Source organism: Rhodoplanes roseus (genome assembly GCF_003258865.1).
Lineage (GTDB): Bacteria > Pseudomonadota > Alphaproteobacteria > Rhizobiales > Xanthobacteraceae > Rhodoplanes > Rhodoplanes roseus.
On sequence record NZ_NPEX01000099.1, the window covers coordinates 1 to 20,327 of the forward strand.

Below are 20,327 nucleotides of genomic sequence, written 5' to 3' on the forward strand. Positions count from 1 at the left end.
GGACCGTCGGTCCGGGGCCTTCTGCTGTTCGGGGCCGGCGTTCCGGCCGCGTCGGCCGCGTCGTGGTGAACGAGATTCGAACGGGTCGCGTCGCCTTTGAAGCAAATCCCGAGACGGGTTTCTAAGAAGCCTCTTATTACCTCCGTCAATTGTCGGTGCCATACTCCGCTCGTCGCCGCCCAGTGCCGGCATCGAGTCAACATCGTGTGTCAAGGAGACCGACATGAATCTCGTCAAGCGCTTCCTCGTCGACCAGTCCGGTGCGACCGCCATCGAGTACGGCCTGATCGCCGCGGGCATCTCGGTCGCCATCATCGCGGTCGTGAACTCGCTGGGCAGCCAGCTCAAGAACACCTTCACGAACATCTCGACCCAGCTCGGAACGGCCGGCCAGTAGGTCCTCGCGGATCCTGCTCCGCGCCGAAGGGCCTCGACGCCGGTCGGGGCCCTTCTGGCATCGGCGGCGGACGTCCGCGTGTGCGGGCCCGCCGGTGAGCGATCGATGCGCTTGTTCTTTCGTGCTTACTCGGACTTAAGGCTTTCCCGCTAGCGTCCCGTCGAGTGCACCGACATCGAGGACAGCATGCTCGGATCCATCACCCGGTTCCTGCGGAACGAGCGCGGCACGACTGCGATGGAATACGCCATCATCGCGGTCGGCATCTCGGTGACCGTGATCGCCGCCGTGAACTCGATCGGCACGAGCATGAAGGAGCGCTACACCAACGTCCTCGAGCAAGTCTCCGGCGGGAACTGATCATGCTGCTCGACGCCGCGCGGCTCCTGGTGTTTCCGGCTCTGATGGCGTTCGCCGCCTCGAGCGACCTGTTCACGATGACGATCTCCAACCGCGTCGCGATCCTGCTCGCGCTCGGCTTCGGCGCGCTGGCGACGGCGACCGGCATGCCGCTGGCCGAGATCGGCCAGCACGTCGGCGCCGCCGCGCTGGTGCTCGTCGTCGGCTTCGTGTTCTTCGCCCGCGGCTGGATCGGCGGCGGCGACGCCAAGCTCGCGGCCGCGACGGCGCTGTGGCTCGGTTTCGGGTTCCTCTACGAATACGTTCTCTACGCCTCGCTGCTCGGCGGCGTGCTCACGCTCGCTCTGCTCGAGTTCCGCAAGTACGCGTTGCCCGGCCGGCTGGGCGACAGCGCCTGGATCGAGCGCCTGCACCGGCGCGACGGCGACGTCCCCTACGGGATCGCGCTCGCGGCGGCCGCGCTGCTGATCTATCCCTCGACTCCGTGGATGGCGGCGATCGGCTGAGCCTCGCCGCGCGAACGCGACGCGGGTCCGCCGCAGGGCGACCCGGCGAGATATATTCGTTTACAAAAATCCCTGTGTTTCGGGGCTCCAGGGGCCTCGTTCGGGCGCGATCCGGCAAACCGGATACGCCTCATTAACCATGAATTGACCTTTGCCTGCTGAAATCCTCGCAGGACGGCCCCTCGGGCCGCCGCGTCATTGTGGAAAGTGAAGCGTATGAAAGCCGCGCGCCTGATCGTTCTCGGAATCGCGGTCGTCGCCGGAGGCCTCGCCGCCATCCTGGCCGGCAGCCTCGACCGCCAGGAAGGACCTGCCCCGGAGCCGGTCGCCAAGCTCGACACGGCGGAGGTGCTGGTGGCGAAGACCGACATCGGCATCGGCCAGAGCCTCACCGAGCAGGACATCGGCTGGCAGCCCTGGCCGTCGGCGGCGCTGAGTCCCGCCTTCCTGCGCCGCAACGAGCGGCCGGACGCGATCGCCCAGTTCATCGGAGCCGTCGCCCGTACGCCGATCGCCGCCGGCGAGCCGGTGCGCGAGAGCAAGCTGATCCGCGTGAAGGGATCCGGCTACATGGCCGCGATCCTGCCGGCCGGCATGCGCGCCGTCTCCACCGAGATCTCGCCGGAGACCGGCGCCGGCGGCTTCATCCTGCCGAACGACCGCGTCGACGTGCTGCTCACCCGGCGCGACCGCGAGACCGAGCGGGCGACCGGCGTCGAGACGCATGTGAGCGAGACGGTCCTGCCCGACGTGCGGGTGCTCGCCATCGACCAGCTGGTCGAGGAGAAGGGCGGCCAGAAGGTGGTGGTCGGCCGCACCGCGACCCTGGAGCTGACGCCCCGTCAGGCCGAGACCCTCGCGGTCTCCAAGCAGATGGGCTCGCTCTCGCTGGCGCTGCGCAGCCTCGCCGACTCCGATCCGACCAAGGACCGGCAGGAGGTGGTGGATGTCGAGCGCGGCAGCAACCGGGTCAACATGGTCCGCTTCGGCGTGACCTCGACGTCGATCGCGAAGTGAGCGGCGCGCCGGTCGCGCCGCGTGCCAAGGGGGCGGAAATGTCGATGAACGCGATCATCCGGGGCGCCGCACTGGGCGTGCTGCTCGGGACCGCATTCGGCTTCGCGCAGCCGGCCCGCGCCGCCGATCCGCGCGGGCTGCCGCCGCCCGCCCGCGTGCCGGTGGCCGTCGAGCCCGCCGCCGTCGAAGGCGGCAATCTCTCGGTCCAGCTCGGCACCGGAAAATCCGTCGTCATCGACCTGCCGCGCGACGTCAAGGACGTGCTGGTCGCCAATCCCGAGATCGCCAATGCGGTGATCCGCTCGTCGCGCCGCGCCTATCTGATCGGCGGCAAGGTCGGGCAGACCAACATCTACTTCTTCGACGAGACCGGCGCCCAGATCGTCGGCTACGACATCGCCGTGACGCGCGACCTCAACGGCGTGCGGGCCAGCCTGCGGCGGATGTTCCCGAACTCGGACGTGTCGATCGAGGGCGTCGGCGACGGCGTCATGCTCACCGGCGCGGTGGCGAGCCCGGCCGAGTCGCAGCAGGCCTTCGAGCTCGCCGCCCGGCTGGTCGGCGCCGAGACCAAGGTGGTCAACGCCATCGTCATCAAGGGGCGCGACCAGGTGATGCTGAAGGTGACGGTCGCCGAGGTGCAGCGCGACGTCATCAAGCAGCTCGGCATCGATCTCTCCGGCACGGTCGGCGGCGGCAGCTCGGTGCTGGACGTGACGACCGTGAACCCGTTCTCGGCCTTCGGCCAGAATCTCAGCGACACGGCCATCACGGGCAAGTTCTCGTCGGTCTCCGCGACCCTCAAGGCGATGGAGCGGGCCGGCGTGATCCGTACGCTGGCCGAGCCGACGCTCTCGGCCGTGTCGGGCGAGAGCGCGACCTTCCTGGCCGGCGGCGAGTTCCCGATCCCGGCCGGCCTCTCCTGCGACACGACCAAGTCGCCGCCGGTCTGCCAGGCGCAGGTCGACTTCAAGAAGTTCGGCATCAGCATGCACTTCACCCCGGTGGTCCTGTCCGAAGGGCGGATCAGCCTGAAGGTGATGACCGAGGTGTCGGATCTATCGAGCGACAACGCCATGACGCTCACGGTGACGGGCGCCAGCCAGAACCTGACGATCCCGTCGATCCGGGTGCGCCGGGCCGACACGGTCGTCGAGATCCCGTCCGGCGGCGCGCTCGCCATGGCCGGCATGATCCAGGAGCAGACGAAGCAGCAGATCAACGGCCTGCCCGGCCTCCTGCAGGTGCCGGTGCTGGGCACGCTGTTCCGCAGCCGCGACTACGTGAACCGCCAGACCGAGCTGATGATCCTGGTGTCGCCCTACATGGTGCGGGCGGTGGCGCCCAAGAACCTGTCGCGGCCCGACGACGGCTTCGCCGACATGTCGGATCCGTCCTCGGTGCTGCTCGGACGGCTGAACCGGATCTACGGGGTCACCGGCAGCACCAATCAGAACCGCACCTATTTCGGCAGATACGGCTTCATTCTGGACTGAGCGGCAGGGACCGGGAGACGGACAGATGACTCGAACGGACCCGACCATGGCGGAGCGGAGCCGCCCCCGCATCCCCGATCCGGGGCGGCGCATCCCGCTGCTGCGCGTCGCCGCGGCGCTGGTGCTCGCGACGACGCTCGGCGGCTGCCTCGGCACCCGCGATCGCGATCCGACCGCCAGCGTTCCGGTCGACTACCGGCTGCGCCATCCGATCACCATCCAGGAGGGCGACCAGACGCTGGAGCTGTTCATCGGCAGCAATCGCGGCTCGCTGACGCCGACCCAGCGTGCCCAGGTCGTCTCCTTCGCGCAGACCTGGAAGCGCGAGGCGACCGGCGGCATCGTGATCGAGCTGCCGGCCGGCACGCCGAACGAGCGCGCCGCCGCCGACGCGCTGCCCGAGGTGCAGTCGATCCTGCAGGCCGGCGGCCTGCCTCCCAACGGCATCCACGTCCAGCCCTATCATCCGGACAGCCCGAGGAAGATCGCCACCATGCGGATCCGCTATCCGCGCATGACGGCGGAGGCCGGCCCCTGCGGCCTGTGGCCGGACGACATCGGCCCGAGCTACGCCAACCCGGACTACATGACGAACCGGCCCTATTTCAACCTCGGTTGCGCCACCCAGCGCAATCTCGCGGCGATGGTCGACGATCCGCAGGATCTCGTCCAGCCGCGCGGCGAGACGCCGGCGATGACGTCGCGCCGCACGGTCGTCCTGGACAAGTACCGCAAGGGCGAAGCCACGGGCGGCATCTATCCGAAGGAAGACAAGGGCAAGATCAGCGACGTCGGCAAATGATCACGTATCAGCAGCAACCACCGGGCAGCCCCGAGACCCTCGTCGCCGGCGACGGCGACGACTACATCGCGCCGGCGCCCCGCGTGTCCGTCCAGGCGTTCTGCGAGACGGCCGAGACGGCCGCCGCCGTGCAGGCGGCCGCCGGCGACCGGCGCATGATCAAGGCGCATGTGCGCGTCCAGATGGGCGGCATGGCGGCGGCGACCGAGGCTTATCGCAACTCGCCGACCCCGAACGTGATCATGCTGGAGACCGAGAGCCGCGGCGACGCGATCCTCGCCTCGCTCGACGAGCTCGCCGAGGTCTGCGACGCGGCGACCCGGGTGATCGTGATCGGCCACTACAACGACATCACGCTCTATCGCGAGCTGGTCCGCCGCGGCATCAGCGAGTACCTGATCGGCCCGGTGAACCCGATCGACGTGGTGCGCGCCGTCTCGACGCTGTTCCACGCGCCGAGCGCCAAGCCGGTCGGCCGCATCGTCGCGGTGGTCGGCGCCAAGGGCGGCGTCGGCGCCTCGACCATCGCCCACAACGTCGCCTGGGCGGTGGCGCGCGACCTCAAGCTCGACGCCGTGATCACGGATCTGGATCTCGCCTTCGGCACCGCGAGCCTCGACTACAACCAGGATCCGCCGCAGGGCATCGCCGACGCGGTGTTCTCGCCCGAGCGCGTCGACACGGCCTATATCGACCGGCTGCTGTCGAAGTGCACCGATCATCTGAGCCTGCTGGCGGCGCCCGCCACCATCGACCGGGTCTACGACTTCACGCCGGAGAGCTTCGATCCGGTGATCGACGCGCTGCGCGCGACCGTGCCCTGCGTGGTGCTCGACGTGCCGCATCTGTGGTCGGCCTGGACCAAGCGCGTGCTGGTCGGCGCCGACGACATCCTGGTCGTCGCGACGCCGGACCTCGCCAGCCTGCGCAACGCCAAGAACATCATCGACATGCTGAAGGGCGCGCGGCCCAACGACCGGCGGCCGCTCTACTGCCTCAACCAGGTCGGCGTGCCGAAGCGGCCCGAGATCAAGCCGCCGGACTTCGCCAAGGCGCTGGAAGACGAGCCCGTCGCCATCATCCCGTTCGAGCCGCAACTGTTCGGCACCGCGGCCAACAACGGGCAGATGATCGCCGAGGTGGCGTCCACCCACCGCATCGCCGAGTCGTTCCGGCATCTGGCGCAGCTCCTCACGGGGCGCTCCGAATCGAAGAAGGCCCGTCCCAGCCGGCTTCCGCCGCTGATCGGCAAGCTGTTCGCCCGCTGAGTGCAACCGGAGAGTCAACGTGTTCGGAAGACGGTCCGGCCTGCCGACGGAAGCGAGAGAGCCGCCGCGGATGACGCCCGCGCCGGTGGCGCCGCCGCCGCCCGAGCGGACCGAGCCGGGGCATGCGCCGTTCCCCTCGACCGGGCTCGGCGCCCCGATGGTGCCGCCGCCCCAGACCGTGGCGGGCCGGGTGCCGACGCTCGCCGACCAGCCGGCCGCGCCGCCGCAGCGGACGCCGACCGCGGTCGATTCGCGCCGTTCGGATTCCTATTACGAGACCAAGAGCGCGATCTTCGGCGCCCTGATCGAGGCGATCGACCTCGCTCAGCTGGCCCGCCTCGACGCCGAATCGGCGCGCGAGGAAATCCGCGACATCGTCAACGAGATCATCGCGATCAAGAACATCGTGATGTCGATCGCCGAGCAGGAGGAGCTGCTCGACGACATCTGCAACGACGTTCTCGGCTACGGACCGCTGGAGCCGCTGCTCGCCCGCGACGACATCGCCGACGTGATGGTGAACGGCTCCGGCACGGTGTACATCGAGGTCTCCGGCAAGATCCAGAAGACCGCCATCCGGTTCCGCGACAACCAGCAGCTCCTCAACATCTGCCAGCGCATCGTCAGCCAGGTCGGCCGGCGGGTCGACGAATCCTCGCCGATCTGCGACGCGCGCCTGCCGGACGGGTCGCGCGTCAACGTCATCGTGCCGCCGCTGGCGATCGACGGTCCGGCGCTCACCATCCGCAAGTTCAAGAAGGACAAGCTGACGCTCGAGCAGCTCGTGCGATGGGGCACGATCACGCCCGAGGGCGCCGAGATCCTCAAGATCATCGGCCGCTGCCGCGTCAACGCGATCGTGTCGGGCGGCACCGGCTCGGGCAAGACGACGCTGCTCAATTGCCTGACCCGCTACATCGACGAGGAGGAGCGGGTCATCACCTGCGAGGACGCCGCCGAGCTGCAGCTCCAGCAGCCGCACGTGGTGCGCCTGGAGACGCGGCCGCCCAACCTCGAAGGCGAGGGCCAGGTGACGATGCGGGATCTCGTCCGCAACTGCCTGCGCATGCGGCCCGAGCGCATCATCGTCGGCGAGGTGCGCGGACCCGAGGCGTTCGACCTGCTGCAGGCGATGAACACGGGCCACGACGGCTCGATGGGCACGCTGCACGCCAACAATCCACGCGAGGCCCTGTCGCGTCTCGAATCGATGATCACCATGGGCGGATTCTCGCTGCCGTCGCGCACCATCCGCGAGATGGTGTGCGCCTCCGTCGACGTCGTCATCCAGGCGGCGCGCCTGCGCGACGGCTCGCGCAAGATCACCCACATCACCGAGGTGATGGGGCTCGAGGGCGACGTGATCATCACCCAGGATCTGTTCCTGTACGACCTCCTGGGCGAGGACGCGAACGGGCGCCTGATCGGCCGCCACCGCTCCACCGGGATCGGCCGGCCGCGCTTCTGGGAACGGGCCCGTTACTACGGCGAGGACGTGCGCCTCGCCAAGGCGCTGGACGCGGCCGAGGTCGCCAGCGGCGCCTGACGATGTCGCCGGCGCCGTCGCGCCGGCAGCGTATGCGTGTGTAGCGGGCCGCCCCGCGTCTCCGGCAGGGGAGGGGGCGGCACGAGGAGTACGGTGATGACCCTGCAGACGATGGCGCTGATGTTCCTGGTGACCATGTCGGTCGGCGGGATCGCGTGGGTGTTCCTCTATCCGCTGCTCTCCGGCGAAAAGGCCGCGGAAGAGCGGTTCGGCAGCGTCGTGCGGGCCGAGCCGGTCCGCAAGGTCGCGAGCCGCTCGCCGCAGCGGCTGCGACGCGAGCAGATCGAGGAGACCCTCAAGGAGATCGAGATCCGCGGCAGGAAGGCCAACAGGCCCTCGCTGTCGGTCCGCATCGCCCGCGCCGGCCTCGACTGGTCGAAGCGCAAGTTCATCACCATCGGGATCGTCCTCGGCGTCTCCGTCTTCGCCGTCGTCTTCCTGGGCGGCGGCGGGCCTCTGGCAGCGCTCGGGCTCGGCTTCGGCGCCGGCGCCGGTCTGCCGAACTGGCTCCTCTCCTTCCTGCGAAAGCGCCGCGAGACGAAGTTCCTGCAGCACTTCCCGGACGCCGTCGACGTCATCGTGCGCGGCATCAAGGCGGGCCTGCCGCTGTTCGATTCGATGAAGGTGATCGTCGCCGACTCCGAGGAGCCGATCCGCAGCGAGTTCCGCGCCATCCTGGAGACCCAGACGATCGGCATGCCTCTCGGCGAGGCCTGCAGCCGGCTCTACGAGCGCATCCCGCTGCCGGAGGCGAACTTCTTCGGCATCGTCGTGGCGATCCAGCAGCAGGCCGGCGGCAATCTCTCCGAGGCCCTGGGGAACCTCTCGCGCGTGCTGCGCGACCGCAAGAAGATGAAGGAGAAGATCAAGGCGATGTCGATGGAGGCCAAGGCGTCGGCCTCGATCATCGGTGCGCTGCCGCCGATCGTGATGCTCACGGTCTACATCACCAGCCCCGACTACATCTCGCTCCTGTGGACGCATCCGACCGGGCACATCCTGCTCGCCTGCTCGGCCGCCTGGATGACGTGCGGCATCCTCGTCATGAAGAAGATGATCAACTTCGATTTCTGAGGCGGGCCATGATTGCCGATCTGCTGCACGATCCGAGACTGCTGATGATGATCCTGGCGGCGATCGCGGCCGGCGCGACCGTCGTCACGCTCGCCATGCCGCTGCTCGCCAGCGACACGCTGTCCAAGCGCATGAACGCGGTCGCGGTCGAACGCGAGAAGATCCGCCAACGCGAGCGCGAGCTGATGGCCCGCGGCGACCGGGTCAAGCTGCGCGCGACGCCCAAGCAGTACATGCAGCGCGTGGTCGAGCAGTTCAACCTCAGCAAGTGGGTCGGCCAGGAGGAGGCGCGAACGCTGCTGACCCAGGCCGGCTATCGCGGCTCGGCGCCGTATGTCGGCTTCCTGTTCTTCCGCATGGTCGCGCCGCTGGCGATGCTGGTGCTGTCGGTCGTCTACGTGTTCTTCGTTCTGAACCTCGATCAGCCGACCACCATCAAGATCGGCCTGTGCATCGGCGCGACCTTCTTCGGCATCCAGCTTCCGCCGCTGGTGCTGAAGAACAAGATCCAGAAGCGGCAGCTCTCGATCCGCCGCGCCTTCCCGGACGCGCTCGACCTGCTGCTGATCTGCGTCGAGTCCGGCATGTCGATCGAGGCGGCGCTGCGCAAGGTCAGCCAGGAGGTCGGCATCCAGTCGATCCCGCTGGCCGAGGAGTTCACGCTGACCACGGCGGAGCTGTCCTACCTGCCGGACCGCAAGCAGGCCTACGAGAATCTCGCCAAGCGCACCGGGCTGGAGGGCGTGAAGTCGGTCTGTCTGGCCCTGCAGCAGTCCGAGCGCTACGGCACGCCGATGGCAAACGCGCTGCGCGTCATGGCGCAGGAGAACCGCGACATGCGCATGGCGGAGGCCGAAAAGAAGGCCGCCGGTCTGCCGCCCAAGCTGACCGTGCCGATGATCGTGTTCTTCCTGCCGGTGCTGTTCATCGTGATTCTCGGCCCGGCGGCGATCCAGGTCATGTCGATGAAGTGACGGCGTAAAGGCGGCGCCGGTGCGTGGGGCATCACCCCACCCCGTGCGCGCCTTCCGGCGCGCCCGACCCTCCCCCTCCAGGGGAGGGTGAGCTCCGGGGCTTCAGCGGGATCGCGGAGCCCGCGATCACCCGGTCATGACTTGCCGCGCGCCGCGATCTTGGGCGGCTGGCCCATGTGCTTCCAGTCGCCGCCCTTGTCGGCCAGCATCTCGCGCAGATAGGTGACGTTGGCGGCGGCCTCGTCGGGCGGCAGGTCGGCCTTGGCGATCGACTCGGCGTCGGCGAAGCGGCCCTGCAGCCCGATCACCAGAGCGAGGTTCTGGCGCACCCGCGGATCCTCGGTCGGGCGTGCCGCGGCGCGCCGCAGCGTCGCCTCGGCGCGCGGCAGATCCTTCGCCAGCGCGTAGGAGAGGCCGAGATTGGACAGCACCGTCGGCTCGTCCGGCATGATCTTGAGGGCGCTCGCGTAATAGGCCTGGGCGTCCTTGTGGCGGCCGAGCTGGTCCAGCACCGTGCCCTGGGCCGAGAGGATGCGCCAGTCGGGCCGGTCCGGCGTGTGGGCGCGGCCGAGCACCTCGAGCGCCTGCTCCCAGCGCCCCGAATCGGCGAGCGCCCGGCCGTAGGCGCCGAGCAGCGGCTGGTCGTTGGGGTTGCGCAGCGAGGCCTGCTCCAGCACCGACACGGCCTGGGCGCGCTGGCCGGTGGCGCTCAGCGCCTTGGCATAGGCCATCGCGCTCGCCTTGTCGGACGGGTCGGCCCGGTACTTGGCGCCGTACACCTCGGCCTCGCGCCGCCATTCGGCCTCGCTGCGCGGCTGCGATGCTGCGGTCGAGACCGAGGCGGTCCGGTCGCCGCCCGAGGAGCTCAGGGCGGAGACGAGCGTGTTGCCCGTGGTGGTGCAGCCGGCCGTCGAGAGGGCGAGCAGCCCGAGACACGCGACGGACGCCAGGAGCCGGTGACGGCGGAAGGGAAGGGGCACGGCGGAACCTCACTCGCACCGGCGAATGCGGGCCGGTACGGGATCAGCAATAAGCCGTTAACCCTAACGGTCGGTTAAAGTATTTGGCGCGAATCGGATGCGGCCGCGGCGTGGCGGCGGGGCAACGCTCCGCCACCGCGCCGCAGCCGGAGGGATGATCAGCTCAGCGGCACCGCGAAGCCCTTGGCGACGCCGGGCCGCGCCATCATGGTCTCGTACCACCGCTTCACGTTCGGGTACTGGGCGAGATCGACCTTGTGGCGCTCGTGCCGCCACGCCCAGCCGACGACGGCGAAGTCGGCGATCGAGATGTCGCCGGCGAAGAAGGCGTGGTCGGCGAGGCGGCGGTCCATCACGCCGTAGAGCCGGTGCGTCTCCTTGGAGAAGCGCTCGAGGCCGTAGCGGCGGTCCTGCTCGTTCTCGACCTGCAGGAAGTGATGCACCTGGCCGGGGGCGGGGCCGAAGCCGGCCATCTGGAACATCAGCCACTCCAGCACCGGGACGCGGCCGCGCAGGTCGCGCGGCATGAACAGGCCGGTCTTCTCGGCCAGGTAGATCAGGATGGCACCCGACTCGAACACGCTGATCGGGGCGCCGTCCGGGCCGTCGGGATCGACGATGGCCGGGATCTTGTTGTTCGGGCTGATCGCCAGGAAGGCGGGCTGGAACTGCTGGTCCTTGCCGATGTCGACGACCCTCACCGTGTAGGGCAGCCCCATCTCCTCCAGCGCGACGCTGATCTTGCGGCCGTTGGGGGTGTTGTAGGTGTAGAACTCGATCGCCATGCGGGTCCTCGCCGGAATCCTCGTGTCGCGCGCTCGCGTCGCGCCGCCGACCCGAATAGTCGAACCCGGCGACGACGTCCACGCGCCCGGCCCGGCCGGCCGCGGCCGCGCGCGGTGCTTCAAGTCGGCGCGGCTGCGTGTTAGCAGCATGGTTCCGCGATCAGGGACCATTCGGCATGCAACCGGCATTTGCGACCATCGGCACCACCGCGACCCCGATCTTCCTGGTCGATCCCGGGACATGGCCCGTGGTGCGCGCGCGGCTCGATCCGGCCGCCATCGCCTTCGCCGAGGCGGTCGGCTTCGAGCCCAAGCCGGGGCGCCACGCCCTGCTGCCGGATGCCAAGGGCCGCCTGGCCGCGGTGGTGTTCGGTGTCGATCCGCCGGGCCGGGCCGGCCGCGATCCGTTCCTGCCGGGCCGGCTGCCCGGCCTGCTGCCGCGCGGCACCTACCGGTTCGCCGAGCCGGTCGAGGACGCGCGGCTCGCCGCGCTCGCCTTCGCGCTCGGGGCGTACCGGTTCGGCCGCTACCAGCCGGGCGGCGACCGCGACGTGAAGCTGGTGCCGCCGGACGGCGTCGGCCGCGATCTCCCCTGCGTCGCCGAGGCCGTCTATCTGGCCCGCGACCTGGTCAACACGCCGTCCAACGACATGGGCCCGGCCGAGCTCGAGGAGGTCGCGAGGAAGCTCGCCGACCGCCACGGCGCGACCCTGCGCAGCATCGTCGGCGACGACCTCCTGACCGAGAACTTTCCGCTCGTCCACGCGGTCGGTCGCGCCTCGTCGCGGGCACCGCGGCTGATCGATCTCGTCTGGGGCGATCCCGCCGCGCCGAAGGTGACGCTGGTCGGCAAGGGCGTGTGCTTCGACACCGGCGGGCTCGATCTCAAGAACGAGTCCTCCATGCGCCTGATGAAGAAGGACATGGGCGGGGCCGCGACCGTGCTGGCGCTGGCCCACATGATCATGGGGCGGGGCCTGAAGCTGCGCCTGCGCGTGCTGATCCCGGCTGTCGAGAACGCCGTCTCGGGAGACGCCTTCCGGCCGCTCGACGTCTGCCCGTCGCGCAAGGGGATCACGGTGGAGATCGGCAACACCGATGCGGAGGGGCGGCTGGTGCTGGCCGACGCGCTCGCCCTGGCCGACGAGGAGGCGCCGGAGCTGCTGATCGACATGGGCACGCTCACCGGTGCGGCGCGGGTCGCGCTCGGGCCCGACCTGCCGCCCTTCTACACCGACGACGACGCACTGGCCGACACCTTGGCGAAGCATGGCGCCGCCGAGCACGACCCGCTGTGGCGGATGCCGCTGTGGCGTCCCTACGAGCAGATGATCGAGTCGAAGGTCGCCGAGGTGAACAATGTCGGCACCTCCGGCTTCGCCGGCTCGATCCTGTGCGCGCTGTTCCTCGGCCGCTTCGTCGCCGCGGCGCAGAGCTGGCTGCATCTCGACATCTACGCCTGGACGCCGTCGGCGAAGCCCGGTCGCCCGGAAGGCGGCGAATGCCAGGCCGCCCGCGCCCTCTACGCGCTGCTGTGCGAGCGTTACGGATGACTTTTGATCCGCGGCTGACCCCCGCGCGTCCCGATCTCGCGGCGAAGCATCTCGAGGGGCGGGTCGCGGCGGCGCGCTTCGTCGAAGGCGTCGCGCGCGTCGTGAGCGATCCGCAGGCGCCGCTGCGGCGGCATCGCGAGCCCGACGCGCCGCTCGACACCGAGGCGCTCCTGGGCGAGCGCGTCACGGTGTTCGAGGAGGACGACGAGGGCTGGGCCTGGGGGCAGCTCGCCGACGGCTATGTGGGGTACCTGCCGAGCCACGCGCTGGCGCCGCCCGGCCCGGCGCCGACCCACCGTGTCGCCGCGCTGCGCACCTTCGTGTTCCCGGGACCGTCGATCAAGGTGCCGCCGCTCGCGACGATCTCGCTCGGCTGCCACGTCGCGGTGACGCGAACGGACGGCGTCTTCGCCGTGCTGCCCTCCGGCGGCTTCGTGTTCGCGGCGCATCTCGCGCCGATCGACACGGCCGAGCCGGACTTCGTCGCGGTCGCGGAACAGTTCGTCGGCACGCCGTATCTGTGGGGCGGCAAGACGAGCCTCGGGCTCGACTGCTCGGGGCTGGTGCAGGTGTCGCTCGCCGCCGCCGGCGTGGCGGCGCCGCGCGACAGCGACATGCAGGAGCGCACGCTCGGCACGGCGCTCGCCGATCCGCCCGACCTGTCGGCGCTCCGCCGCGGCGACCTGATCTTCTGGAAGGGCCATGTCGCGATCGTGCGCGACGCCGCGACCATCGTTCACGCCAACGCGCATCACCTGATGGTGGCGATCGAGCGGACCGAGGACGCGGTGCGCCGCATCGCCGCCGCCGGCAGCGCCATCACGGGCGTGAGGCGCCTCGCCGCGCAGCCGCGCGCCGCCCCGTAGACGATACGTAATCGTTCGACCGAGCAGGAGCGACCATGACCCTCGCCGATCTCGCCTGGCTCTCGATGGCGGCCTATGCGATCCACATTCTGGAGGAATACACCTTCGACTGGCGCAACTGGGCGCGCGCCGTGATCGGCCTGCCGGTCGAGTGGCCCGACTTCTACGTCACCAACTCGGTCGTCGTCGCGCTCGGCATCGCCCAGGCGATGCTGGCCCCGACGCTGCCCTGGGCACCGCTGGTGTATGCCGCGCTGATGATCATCAACGCGATCTTCTTCCACATCCTGCCCTTCGTGAAGACGCGCGGCCGGTTCTCGCCCGGCCTGATCACGGCCGTGCTGCTGTTCCTGCCGCTCGGCATCGCGGTGTTCCGCGCCGCCGGCGCGCAGGGCGACCTCGATGCCACCACGGTGACGGGCGCGATCCTGGGCGGCGCCCTCCTGATGGCGAGCCCGGTCGTGATGCTGAACCTGAAGGGACGGCCCTATTTCGACCAGCGCAACCGCTGATCAGCAGCTGATCTGGTCGCAGCGGCGCACCGAGGCGATGATCTGCTCGAGCGCCGTCCTGCCCGGATGGCCCAGCACGGCGACGCCCTTGACCACGTAGGACGGCGTCGCCTGCAGGCCGAGCGAATTGCCGAGCCGCACATGGGCGATCATCGTGTCGGTGATGTCGTCCTCGTCGGCCGCCTTGGTGATCGTCGGCACTGCGAAGCCGAGCTCCTTGGCGACGGCGAGCGCGCGCTTGCCGTCGACGGTGCCGCGGCCGGCGAAGACCTTCTGGAGAAACGCCTGGAACTGCGCCGGCGTGCCGACCTTGGCGACGGCGAGCTCGACCCGCGACGCCTGGATCGACGGCACGCCGAGCACCGGGAACGGCACCAGCACGATCCGCAGCTCGGGGTCGGCGGCGAGCAGCGCCGCCGTGTCGGCCGCGGCCTTGCGGCAGAACGGGCAGTTGAGATCGTAGAACTCGGCGAGCGTCACGTCGCCCTTGGGATTGCCGACCACGACGACGCCCGGGAGCTGCTCGATGCTGCTTTCGAGCTCCACCGGCACCTTGTAGTTGACGACCGGCGAGCCGTCCTCGCCCTTGATCGGGAAGAGGGCTCCGTCCTGCGCGTGCCCGGCGGGCGCCCACGCCAGCACCAGGAGGGCGAGGAGCGCCGCGACGGCGCGCAGTGTCGTGACGGGCATGCGTTCAGTCCTCTCCGAGCAGCACGGCGAGACGGCCGCGGTTGAGCGCGAGCCATTGCAGCGCCAGGATCAGGTAGCCGTTGTGGATGGTGCCGGCATCGAGCGTGGCGATCGCCTCGTCGATCGGCACCCGGATCGGCCGGGTATGCTCGATCTCGGTGGTCGCCCCGGCCTGCTCCGGCACCTGCGAGGCGTCGACCGAGACCAGGAAGATGTGGGCGAACTCCTCCAGCATGCCGGGCGCCGGCATGAAGGTGAAGACCTCGCGCAGCGCCCGCGGCGCGACGCCGATCTCCTCGACGCATTCGCGATGCGCGGCGGCGGCCGGCGCCTCGTCGGGCTCGATGTAGCCGGCCGGGATCTCGACCAGGTCGCCGCGGCCGGTGGCGATGTGAGAGGCGAGGCGGAACTGGCGGATCAGCACGATCTCGTCGCGGGCGAGGTCGACCGCGATCATGCCGACGGTGCGGCCGATCCTGAGAATGTCGCGCGACATCGTCGCCGGCTGGCCGCCGTGATCGATCGTCACGCCGTAGCGCTCGTAACGGCGGAAGCCGGGACCGATCAGCGCGGGCCCGTCGAGCGCGACCTCGGCGGGCGCATCGGCGAGGACGGGAGGAGGAGACTGCTTGTTCATGCGGGCGTCATAGCACAAACCAGGCGGTCTCCGTCATTCTGGGGTGCCCGGCGCCGTCACTGCGCCACCACGCCCTCGGGAGAGGTCGCGATATTGAAGGCGGCGGCGAACAGCGCCTTGGTGTAGGCGCTCTTCGGCGCGTTGAACACCTCGGCGGCCGGGCCCTCCTCCACCACCTTGCCGTGCCGCATCACCACCAGGCGGCTGGCGAGCGCCGCGACCACGCGAAGATCGTGCGAGATGAACAGGTAGGTCAGGTTGCGGCGCTTCTGCAGATCGCGCAGCAGGTCGACGATCTGCGACTGGATCAGCATGTCGAGCGCGCTGGTCGGCTCGTCCAGCACCATGAAGGTCGGCTCCAGCACCAGCGCGCGGGCGACCGCGATGCGCTGGCGCTGGCCGCCCGAATACTCGTGCGGATAGCGGAAGCGCGACTCCGGATCGAGGCCGACATCGGTGAGCGCGTTGATCACCCGCTGCTCGCGCTCGCCGGCCGACATCTTCGGATGATGCACCCACAGCCCCTCCGCGATGATGTCGGCGATCGACATGCGAGGCGAGAGCGAGCCGAACGGATCCTGGAAGACGATCTGCATGTCGCGGCGGAACGGCCGCATCTCCTTGAACTTGAGGCCCTGCAGCTCGTTGCCGAAGAACACGATCGGGCCCTGCGAGGAGATCAGCCGCAGGATCGCGAGGCCGAGCGTCGTCTTGCCGGATCCGGATTCGCCGACGATGCCGAGCGTCTCGCCCTTGCGCACCGCGATGTCGATGCCGTCCACCGCCTTGATGTGGCCGACGACCTTGCGCATCACGCCGCGCTTCACCGGGAACCAGACCTTCAGATCCTTCGTCTCGATCACGATCGGCGCATCGGGCTGCAGCGGCGCCGGATCGGGCTTCGGCTCGCAGGCCAGCAGCTCGCACGTGTAGGGATGCTCGGGCGCCGTGAACACCCGCTCGACCGGACCCTGCTCGACGATCTTGCCCTGCTTCATCACGCAGACCCGGTCGGCGATCCGTCGCACGATGCCGAGGTCGTGGGTGATGAACAGCATCGACATGCCGAGGCGCGTCTGGATGTCCTTCAGGAGCGAGAGGATCTGCGCCTGCACCGTGACGTCGAGCGCCGTGGTCGGCTCGTCGGCGATCAGCAGGTCGGGCTCGTTGGCGAGCGCCATGGCGATCATCACGCGCTGGCGCTGCCCGCCCGAGAGCTGGTGCGGATAGCTGCCGAGCCGCCCCTCCGGATCCGGAATACCGACCTGGCTCAGCAGCTCGACGATTCTCTTCCGCGCGGCGTCGCCGGTCAGGCCGCGATGCAGGAGGAGAATTTCGGCGATCTGCTTCTCGATGGTGTGGAGCGGATTGAGCGACGTCATCGGCTCCTGGAAGATGATCGAGATGTCGTCGCCCCGTACCCGGCGCATCTGGTCGTCGGCGAGCGCGATCAGCTCCTGGCCCTTGAACGTGATGCGGCCGCTGGGGTGGCTCGCCGTCGGATAGGGCAGCAGCTTCATCACCGACAGTGCCGTCACCGACTTGCCGGACCCCGACTCGCCGACCAGCGCCAGCGTCTCGCCCTTGGCGACATCGAACGACACCCGGTCCACGGCGAGAATCTGCCGCTCACCCTGGCGGAACGAGACCGAGAGGTCCTTGACGGAGAGGAGGGGGGTCACGTGAGGTCCTTCAAGAGATCGTCGATGGCCTGCATGGTGGGGCGGACGCGCGTCATGCCGTCGGGCAGATCCTTGAAATCACCGTCCTCGCAGACCAAAGACCTGCAGCGCATGCGAGCGGCCGTCGCGAGATGAATCGCGTCCGGAAGCTTGAGGTTGGCCACAGTGCGAAGCTCTGCCGTCTCGATCAGGATCTCCCGGCTGACTGGAACGAGCTCGACCGCCCGGCTTCCGACGAGAAGATCGAGGTAGACCCGTCGCTTGACCGGAAGTGGCAGGGCGTCCTGCCGCTTCGTCGGGGCGAGTGATTCGGCGAGGGTAATCTCACTCGTCACCGCGATGCCAGGGTTGTTCCGGAGGAATCTCATCAGCTTCCGCGCCGGCTCCGCCGTTTCGGCGGTGCCCTCGATGGAGTAGATGAATATGTTCGTGTCGATGTAGACCGACAACGCCGATTCAATGGTCCCATTCATCTCTGTCTCGACGAACGTCTTCGTCGATCTCCTCTTTGGTCCTGCGCCGGAATCCCGTCAGCGAAAAGATTTCCTCCAAGGTCATGACTTGCTCGGATTTCTTCTCTGTGTCGATCGGTGCGTCCTCGATCGTCACCCGCACCCGCGCATCCGGGTCGCTGCTCGGGCGCAGGTCCTCCGGCAGATTCGAGGCGGGGTAGTTCTCTCGCACGATCTTATTCATGGGCAGCCTCCTTCGGCCACGGCCATCATAGCGCGAAACGCGAAGAAACTCACCCGAACGCCTTCCTCGGGTCGAAGGCGTCGCGGACGGCCTCGCCGATGAAGATCAGAAGCGACAGCATCACGGCGACGGTGAAGAAGGCGGTGAGGCCGAGCCAGGGGGCCTGAACGTTGGCCTTGCCCTGGCCGAGCATCTCGCCGAGCGAGGGCGAGCCGGGCGGCAGGCCGAAGCCGAGGAAGTCGAGGGCCGTCAGCGTCATCACCGAGGACGACAGGATGAAGGGCAGGAAGGTGAGCGTCGCCACCATGGCGTTGGGCAGCAGGTGGCGGAACATGATCAGCGTGTTGGAGACGCCGAGCGCGCGCGCCGCCTGCACGTATTCGAAGTTTCGCCCGCGCAGGAACTCGGCCCGCACCAGGCCGACCAGCGACACCCAGGAGAACAACAGCAGGATCCCGAGCAGCACGAAGAAGCCCGGCACCAGAACGGACGAGATGATCAGCAGCAGATAGAGCGACGGCACCGAGGTCCAGATCTCGATGAATCGCTGGAACAGCAGGTCGGTCCAGCCGCCGAAATAGCCCTGCACGGCGCCGGCCGCGATGCCGATGGCGGACGAGACGAGCGTCAGGCACAGCCCGAACAACACCGAGAGGCGGAAGCCGTAGAGCAGGCGGGCGACCACGTCGCGGCCCTGGTCGTCGGTGCCGAGCCAGTTGTATTCGAGATCGCGGCAGCCCGAGAGGCCCTTGCGGTCCACCACGGCCTTGCACTGGGCCTCGGTCAGCATCCAGGTCGGCGGCGAGGGGGCGGGCGTCGGCAGATCGAGATTGTGGGTGTTGTAGGAGTAGCGGATCGGCGGCCACAGCATGGTGCCGCCCTTCTCGGCGATCTGCTTCTGCAGATAGGGATCGCGGAAGTCGGCCCGCGTCTCGAAGTCGCCCCCGAAGGTCGTCTCCGGATAGTCGACCAGCACCGGGAAGTACCAGTGCCCGTCGTAGGTGACCAGGAACGGCCGGTCGTTGGCGATGAACTCGGCGAACAGCGACACCGTGAACAACACCAGGAACACCCACAGCGAGACGAAGCCGCGGCGGTTCGCCTTGAAGTTCAGCCAGCGGCGCCGGGTGACCGGCGACACCTTGAGCGGGCGCATCTCGGGCAGGACGCTGAGCCCGGAGGGCGACACCGCCGTGGTGTCGGGCGTCTCGCCCGGGGGCGTGCCGGCCGTGCCGGCCGGGCCGGTCGGGCGGATCGGCGTGGTGGCGGGTGCGTCCATCTCACACCTCCCGGGTCTCGAAGTCGATCCGCGGATCGACCCAGGTGTAGGTGAGGTCGGAGATCAGGTTCACGATCAGGCCCACGAGGGAGAAGATGTAGAGGGTCGCGAACACCACCGGATAGTCGCGGTTGAGCACGCTCTCGAAGCCGAGGAGCCCGAGGCCGTCGAGCGAGAAGATCGTCTCGATCAGCAGCGAGCCGGAGAAGAAGGCGTGCACGAAGGCGCTCGGAAAGCCGGCGATGATCAGCAGCATGGCGTTGCGGAAGACGTGGCCGTACAGCACCTGCCGCTCGGTGCAGCCCTTGGCCCGCGCCGTGAGCACGTATTGCTTGCGGATCTCGTCCAGAAAAGAATTCTTGGTGAGCAGCGTCATGGTGGCGAAGGCGCCGATGCCCATCGACAGGATCGGCAGCACGAGGTGCCAGAAATAGTCGAGGATCTTCTGCCACCAGGAGAGCCGCGCCCAGTTGTCCGAGGTCAGGCCGCGCAGCGGGAACCAGTCGAAGAAGGAGCCGCCGGCGAACAGGATGATCAGCAGGATGGCGAACAGGAAGCCCGGGATGGCGTAGCCGATGATGATGACGCCCGACGTCCACACGTCGAACTGCGAGCCGTCGCGCACCGCCTTGCGGATACCGAGCGGGATCGAGATCAGGTAGGTGAGCAGCAGCATCCAGATGCCGAGCGACATCGAGACCGGCAATTTTTCCTTGATCAGATCCAGCACCTTGACGTCGCGGAAGTAGCTCTTGCCGAAGTCGAACGTGATGTAGTTCTTCAGCATGATGAAGAAGCGCTCCCAGGCCGGCTTGTCGAAGCCGAACTGGCGCTCCAGGTTCTTGATGAATTCGGGGTCGAGCCCCTGCGCGCCCCGGTATTTCGACGAGCTCGCGTCCATCTGGGCGCCGCCCTGCATCTGGCCGCGGGCGCCGAAGTCGCCCCCCGCGCCTCCCGAGATGCGCGAGGTCGCGCCGGTGTCGGAGCCGGAGAGCTGTGCGATCACCCGCTCCACGGGACCGCCCGGGGCGAACTGCACCACGACGAAGGACACCAGCATGATGCCGAGCAGCGTCGGGATCATGAACAGCAGGCGGCGGACGATGTAGGCGGTCATGGGGTTCGATCAGCCTTTATCATCTCGTCAGTGTAGCGGTCTTCACCCTCCCCTGGAGGGGGAGGGTCGGGCGCGTGCGGAGCACGCGCT

General features: G+C 68.8%; 22 protein-coding genes. 13 read left to right on the forward strand and 9 right to left on the reverse strand.

The window, feature by feature from the left end:
* Positions 1-223: 223 nt before the first annotated feature.
* From CH341_RS15425 to CH341_RS15470, 10 genes are all read left to right on the forward strand, one after another.
* Positions 224-397 (forward strand): Flp family type IVb pilin, encoded by a 174-nt coding sequence (locus CH341_RS15425; RefSeq protein WP_111419898.1) that lies wholly within the window; start codon positions 224-226, stop codon positions 395-397.
* A gap of 186 nt (positions 398-583) precedes the next feature.
* Entirely contained in the window at positions 584-757 is a 174-nt protein-coding gene (locus tag CH341_RS15430) for a Flp family type IVb pilin (protein ID WP_111419899.1), read from the forward strand.
* Between the two features lie 2 nt (positions 758-759).
* Positions 760-1,263, forward strand: coding sequence for an A24 family peptidase (locus CH341_RS15435; protein WP_111419900.1), 504 nt, complete (start codon positions 760-762; stop codon positions 1,261-1,263).
* A 216-nt stretch (positions 1,264-1,479) separates the two neighbouring features.
* The gene (gene cpaB / locus CH341_RS15440) at positions 1,480-2,280 is read left to right on the forward strand and encodes a Flp pilus assembly protein CpaB (RefSeq protein ID WP_111419901.1); all 801 of its coding nucleotides are present in this window, start codon (positions 1,480-1,482) and stop codon (positions 2,278-2,280) included.
* Between the two features lie 44 nt (positions 2,281-2,324).
* The gene (locus CH341_RS15445) at positions 2,325-3,776 is read left to right on the forward strand and encodes a type II and III secretion system protein family protein (RefSeq protein ID WP_245431076.1); all 1,452 of its coding nucleotides are present in this window, start codon (positions 2,325-2,327) and stop codon (positions 3,774-3,776) included.
* Between the two features lie 25 nt (positions 3,777-3,801).
* Positions 3,802-4,578: a CpaD family pilus assembly protein gene (locus tag CH341_RS15450; RefSeq protein WP_245431077.1), complete on the forward strand. Its 777-nt coding sequence runs from the start codon at positions 3,802-3,804 to the stop codon at positions 4,576-4,578.
* Complete coding sequence (locus CH341_RS15455) at positions 4,575-5,846, forward strand: CpaE/TadZ family protein (RefSeq protein WP_111419903.1); 1,272 nt, start codon at positions 4,575-4,577, stop codon at positions 5,844-5,846. Before CH341_RS15450 ends, CH341_RS15455 begins: the two co-directional genes overlap by 4 nt.
* Before the next feature lie 19 nt (positions 5,847-5,865).
* Positions 5,866-7,392: a TadA family conjugal transfer-associated ATPase gene (locus CH341_RS15460; protein WP_111419904.1), complete on the forward strand. Its 1,527-nt coding sequence runs from the start codon at positions 5,866-5,868 to the stop codon at positions 7,390-7,392.
* A 96-nt stretch (positions 7,393-7,488) separates the two neighbouring features.
* Positions 7,489-8,466, forward strand: a complete 978-nt coding sequence (locus CH341_RS15465; protein ID WP_111419905.1) for a type II secretion system F family protein — start codon at positions 7,489-7,491, stop codon at positions 8,464-8,466.
* An 8-nt stretch (positions 8,467-8,474) separates the two neighbouring features.
* Positions 8,475-9,440: a type II secretion system F family protein gene (locus CH341_RS15470; RefSeq protein WP_111419906.1), complete on the forward strand. Its 966-nt coding sequence runs from the start codon at positions 8,475-8,477 to the stop codon at positions 9,438-9,440.
* Positions 9,441-9,574: 134 nt separating this feature from the next.
* On the opposite strand, the gene CH341_RS15475 is transcribed toward CH341_RS15470, so the two are convergent.
* Entirely contained in the window at positions 9,575-10,420 is an 846-nt protein-coding gene (locus CH341_RS15475) for a tetratricopeptide repeat protein (protein ID WP_111419907.1), read from the reverse strand.
* A 158-nt stretch (positions 10,421-10,578) separates the two neighbouring features.
* Positions 10,579-11,205, reverse strand: coding sequence for a glutathione S-transferase family protein (locus tag CH341_RS15480; protein WP_111419908.1), 627 nt, complete (start codon positions 11,203-11,205; stop codon positions 10,579-10,581).
* A gap of 176 nt (positions 11,206-11,381) precedes the next feature.
* Here CH341_RS15480 and CH341_RS15485 point away from each other — a divergent pair, with 176 nt between their 5' ends.
* The 3 genes from CH341_RS15485 to CH341_RS15495 are packed head-to-tail and all read left to right on the forward strand — an operon-like array spanning position 11,382 to position 14,136.
* Positions 11,382-12,758: a leucyl aminopeptidase family protein gene (locus CH341_RS15485; protein WP_111419909.1), complete on the forward strand. Its 1,377-nt coding sequence runs from the start codon at positions 11,382-11,384 to the stop codon at positions 12,756-12,758.
* Positions 12,755-13,624: a C40 family peptidase gene (locus tag CH341_RS15490; protein ID WP_111419910.1), complete on the forward strand. Its 870-nt coding sequence runs from the start codon at positions 12,755-12,757 to the stop codon at positions 13,622-13,624. Before CH341_RS15485 ends, CH341_RS15490 begins: the two co-directional genes overlap by 4 nt.
* A 35-nt stretch (positions 13,625-13,659) precedes the next feature.
* A complete protein-coding gene (locus CH341_RS15495; RefSeq protein WP_111419911.1) occupies positions 13,660-14,136 on the forward strand; it encodes an HXXEE domain-containing protein in 477 nt (158 codons plus the stop codon).
* Here CH341_RS15495 and CH341_RS15500 read toward each other — a convergent pair whose 3' ends face one another.
* Genes CH341_RS15500 through CH341_RS15530 form a run of 7 tightly spaced genes read right to left on the reverse strand, consistent with a single transcriptional unit; the run spans position 14,137 to position 20,237 of the window.
* Positions 14,137-14,826, reverse strand: coding sequence for a DsbA family protein (locus CH341_RS15500; RefSeq protein ID WP_111419912.1), 690 nt, complete (start codon positions 14,824-14,826; stop codon positions 14,137-14,139).
* Between the two features lie 4 nt (positions 14,827-14,830).
* Positions 14,831-15,463 carry an NUDIX domain-containing protein gene (locus CH341_RS15505; RefSeq protein ID WP_111419913.1) on the reverse strand — a complete coding sequence of 211 codons (633 nt, stop codon included), beginning with the start codon at positions 15,461-15,463 and terminating at the stop codon, positions 14,831-14,833.
* Positions 15,464-15,519: 56 nt separating this feature from the next.
* Positions 15,520-17,145: an ABC transporter ATP-binding protein gene (locus CH341_RS15510; RefSeq protein ID WP_111419914.1), complete on the reverse strand. Its 1,626-nt coding sequence runs from the start codon at positions 17,143-17,145 to the stop codon at positions 15,520-15,522.
* Positions 17,142-17,618, reverse strand: coding sequence for a type II toxin-antitoxin system VapC family toxin (locus tag CH341_RS15515; RefSeq protein ID WP_111419915.1), 477 nt, complete (start codon positions 17,616-17,618; stop codon positions 17,142-17,144). Before CH341_RS15515 ends, CH341_RS15510 begins: the two co-directional genes overlap by 4 nt.
* Entirely contained in the window at positions 17,602-17,841 is a 240-nt protein-coding gene (locus CH341_RS15520) for a hypothetical protein (protein WP_111419916.1), read from the reverse strand. The genes CH341_RS15515 and CH341_RS15520 overlap by 17 nt, the downstream gene beginning before the upstream one ends.
* 49 nt (positions 17,842-17,890) lie before the next feature.
* Complete coding sequence (locus CH341_RS15525; RefSeq protein WP_210208346.1) at positions 17,891-19,120, reverse strand: ABC transporter permease; 1,230 nt, start codon at positions 19,118-19,120, stop codon at positions 17,891-17,893.
* 1 nt (position 19,121) lies between these two features.
* Positions 19,122-20,237: a microcin C ABC transporter permease YejB gene (locus tag CH341_RS15530; protein WP_111419917.1), complete on the reverse strand. Its 1,116-nt coding sequence runs from the start codon at positions 20,235-20,237 to the stop codon at positions 19,122-19,124.
* Between the last annotated feature and the right edge of the window lie 90 nt (positions 20,238-20,327).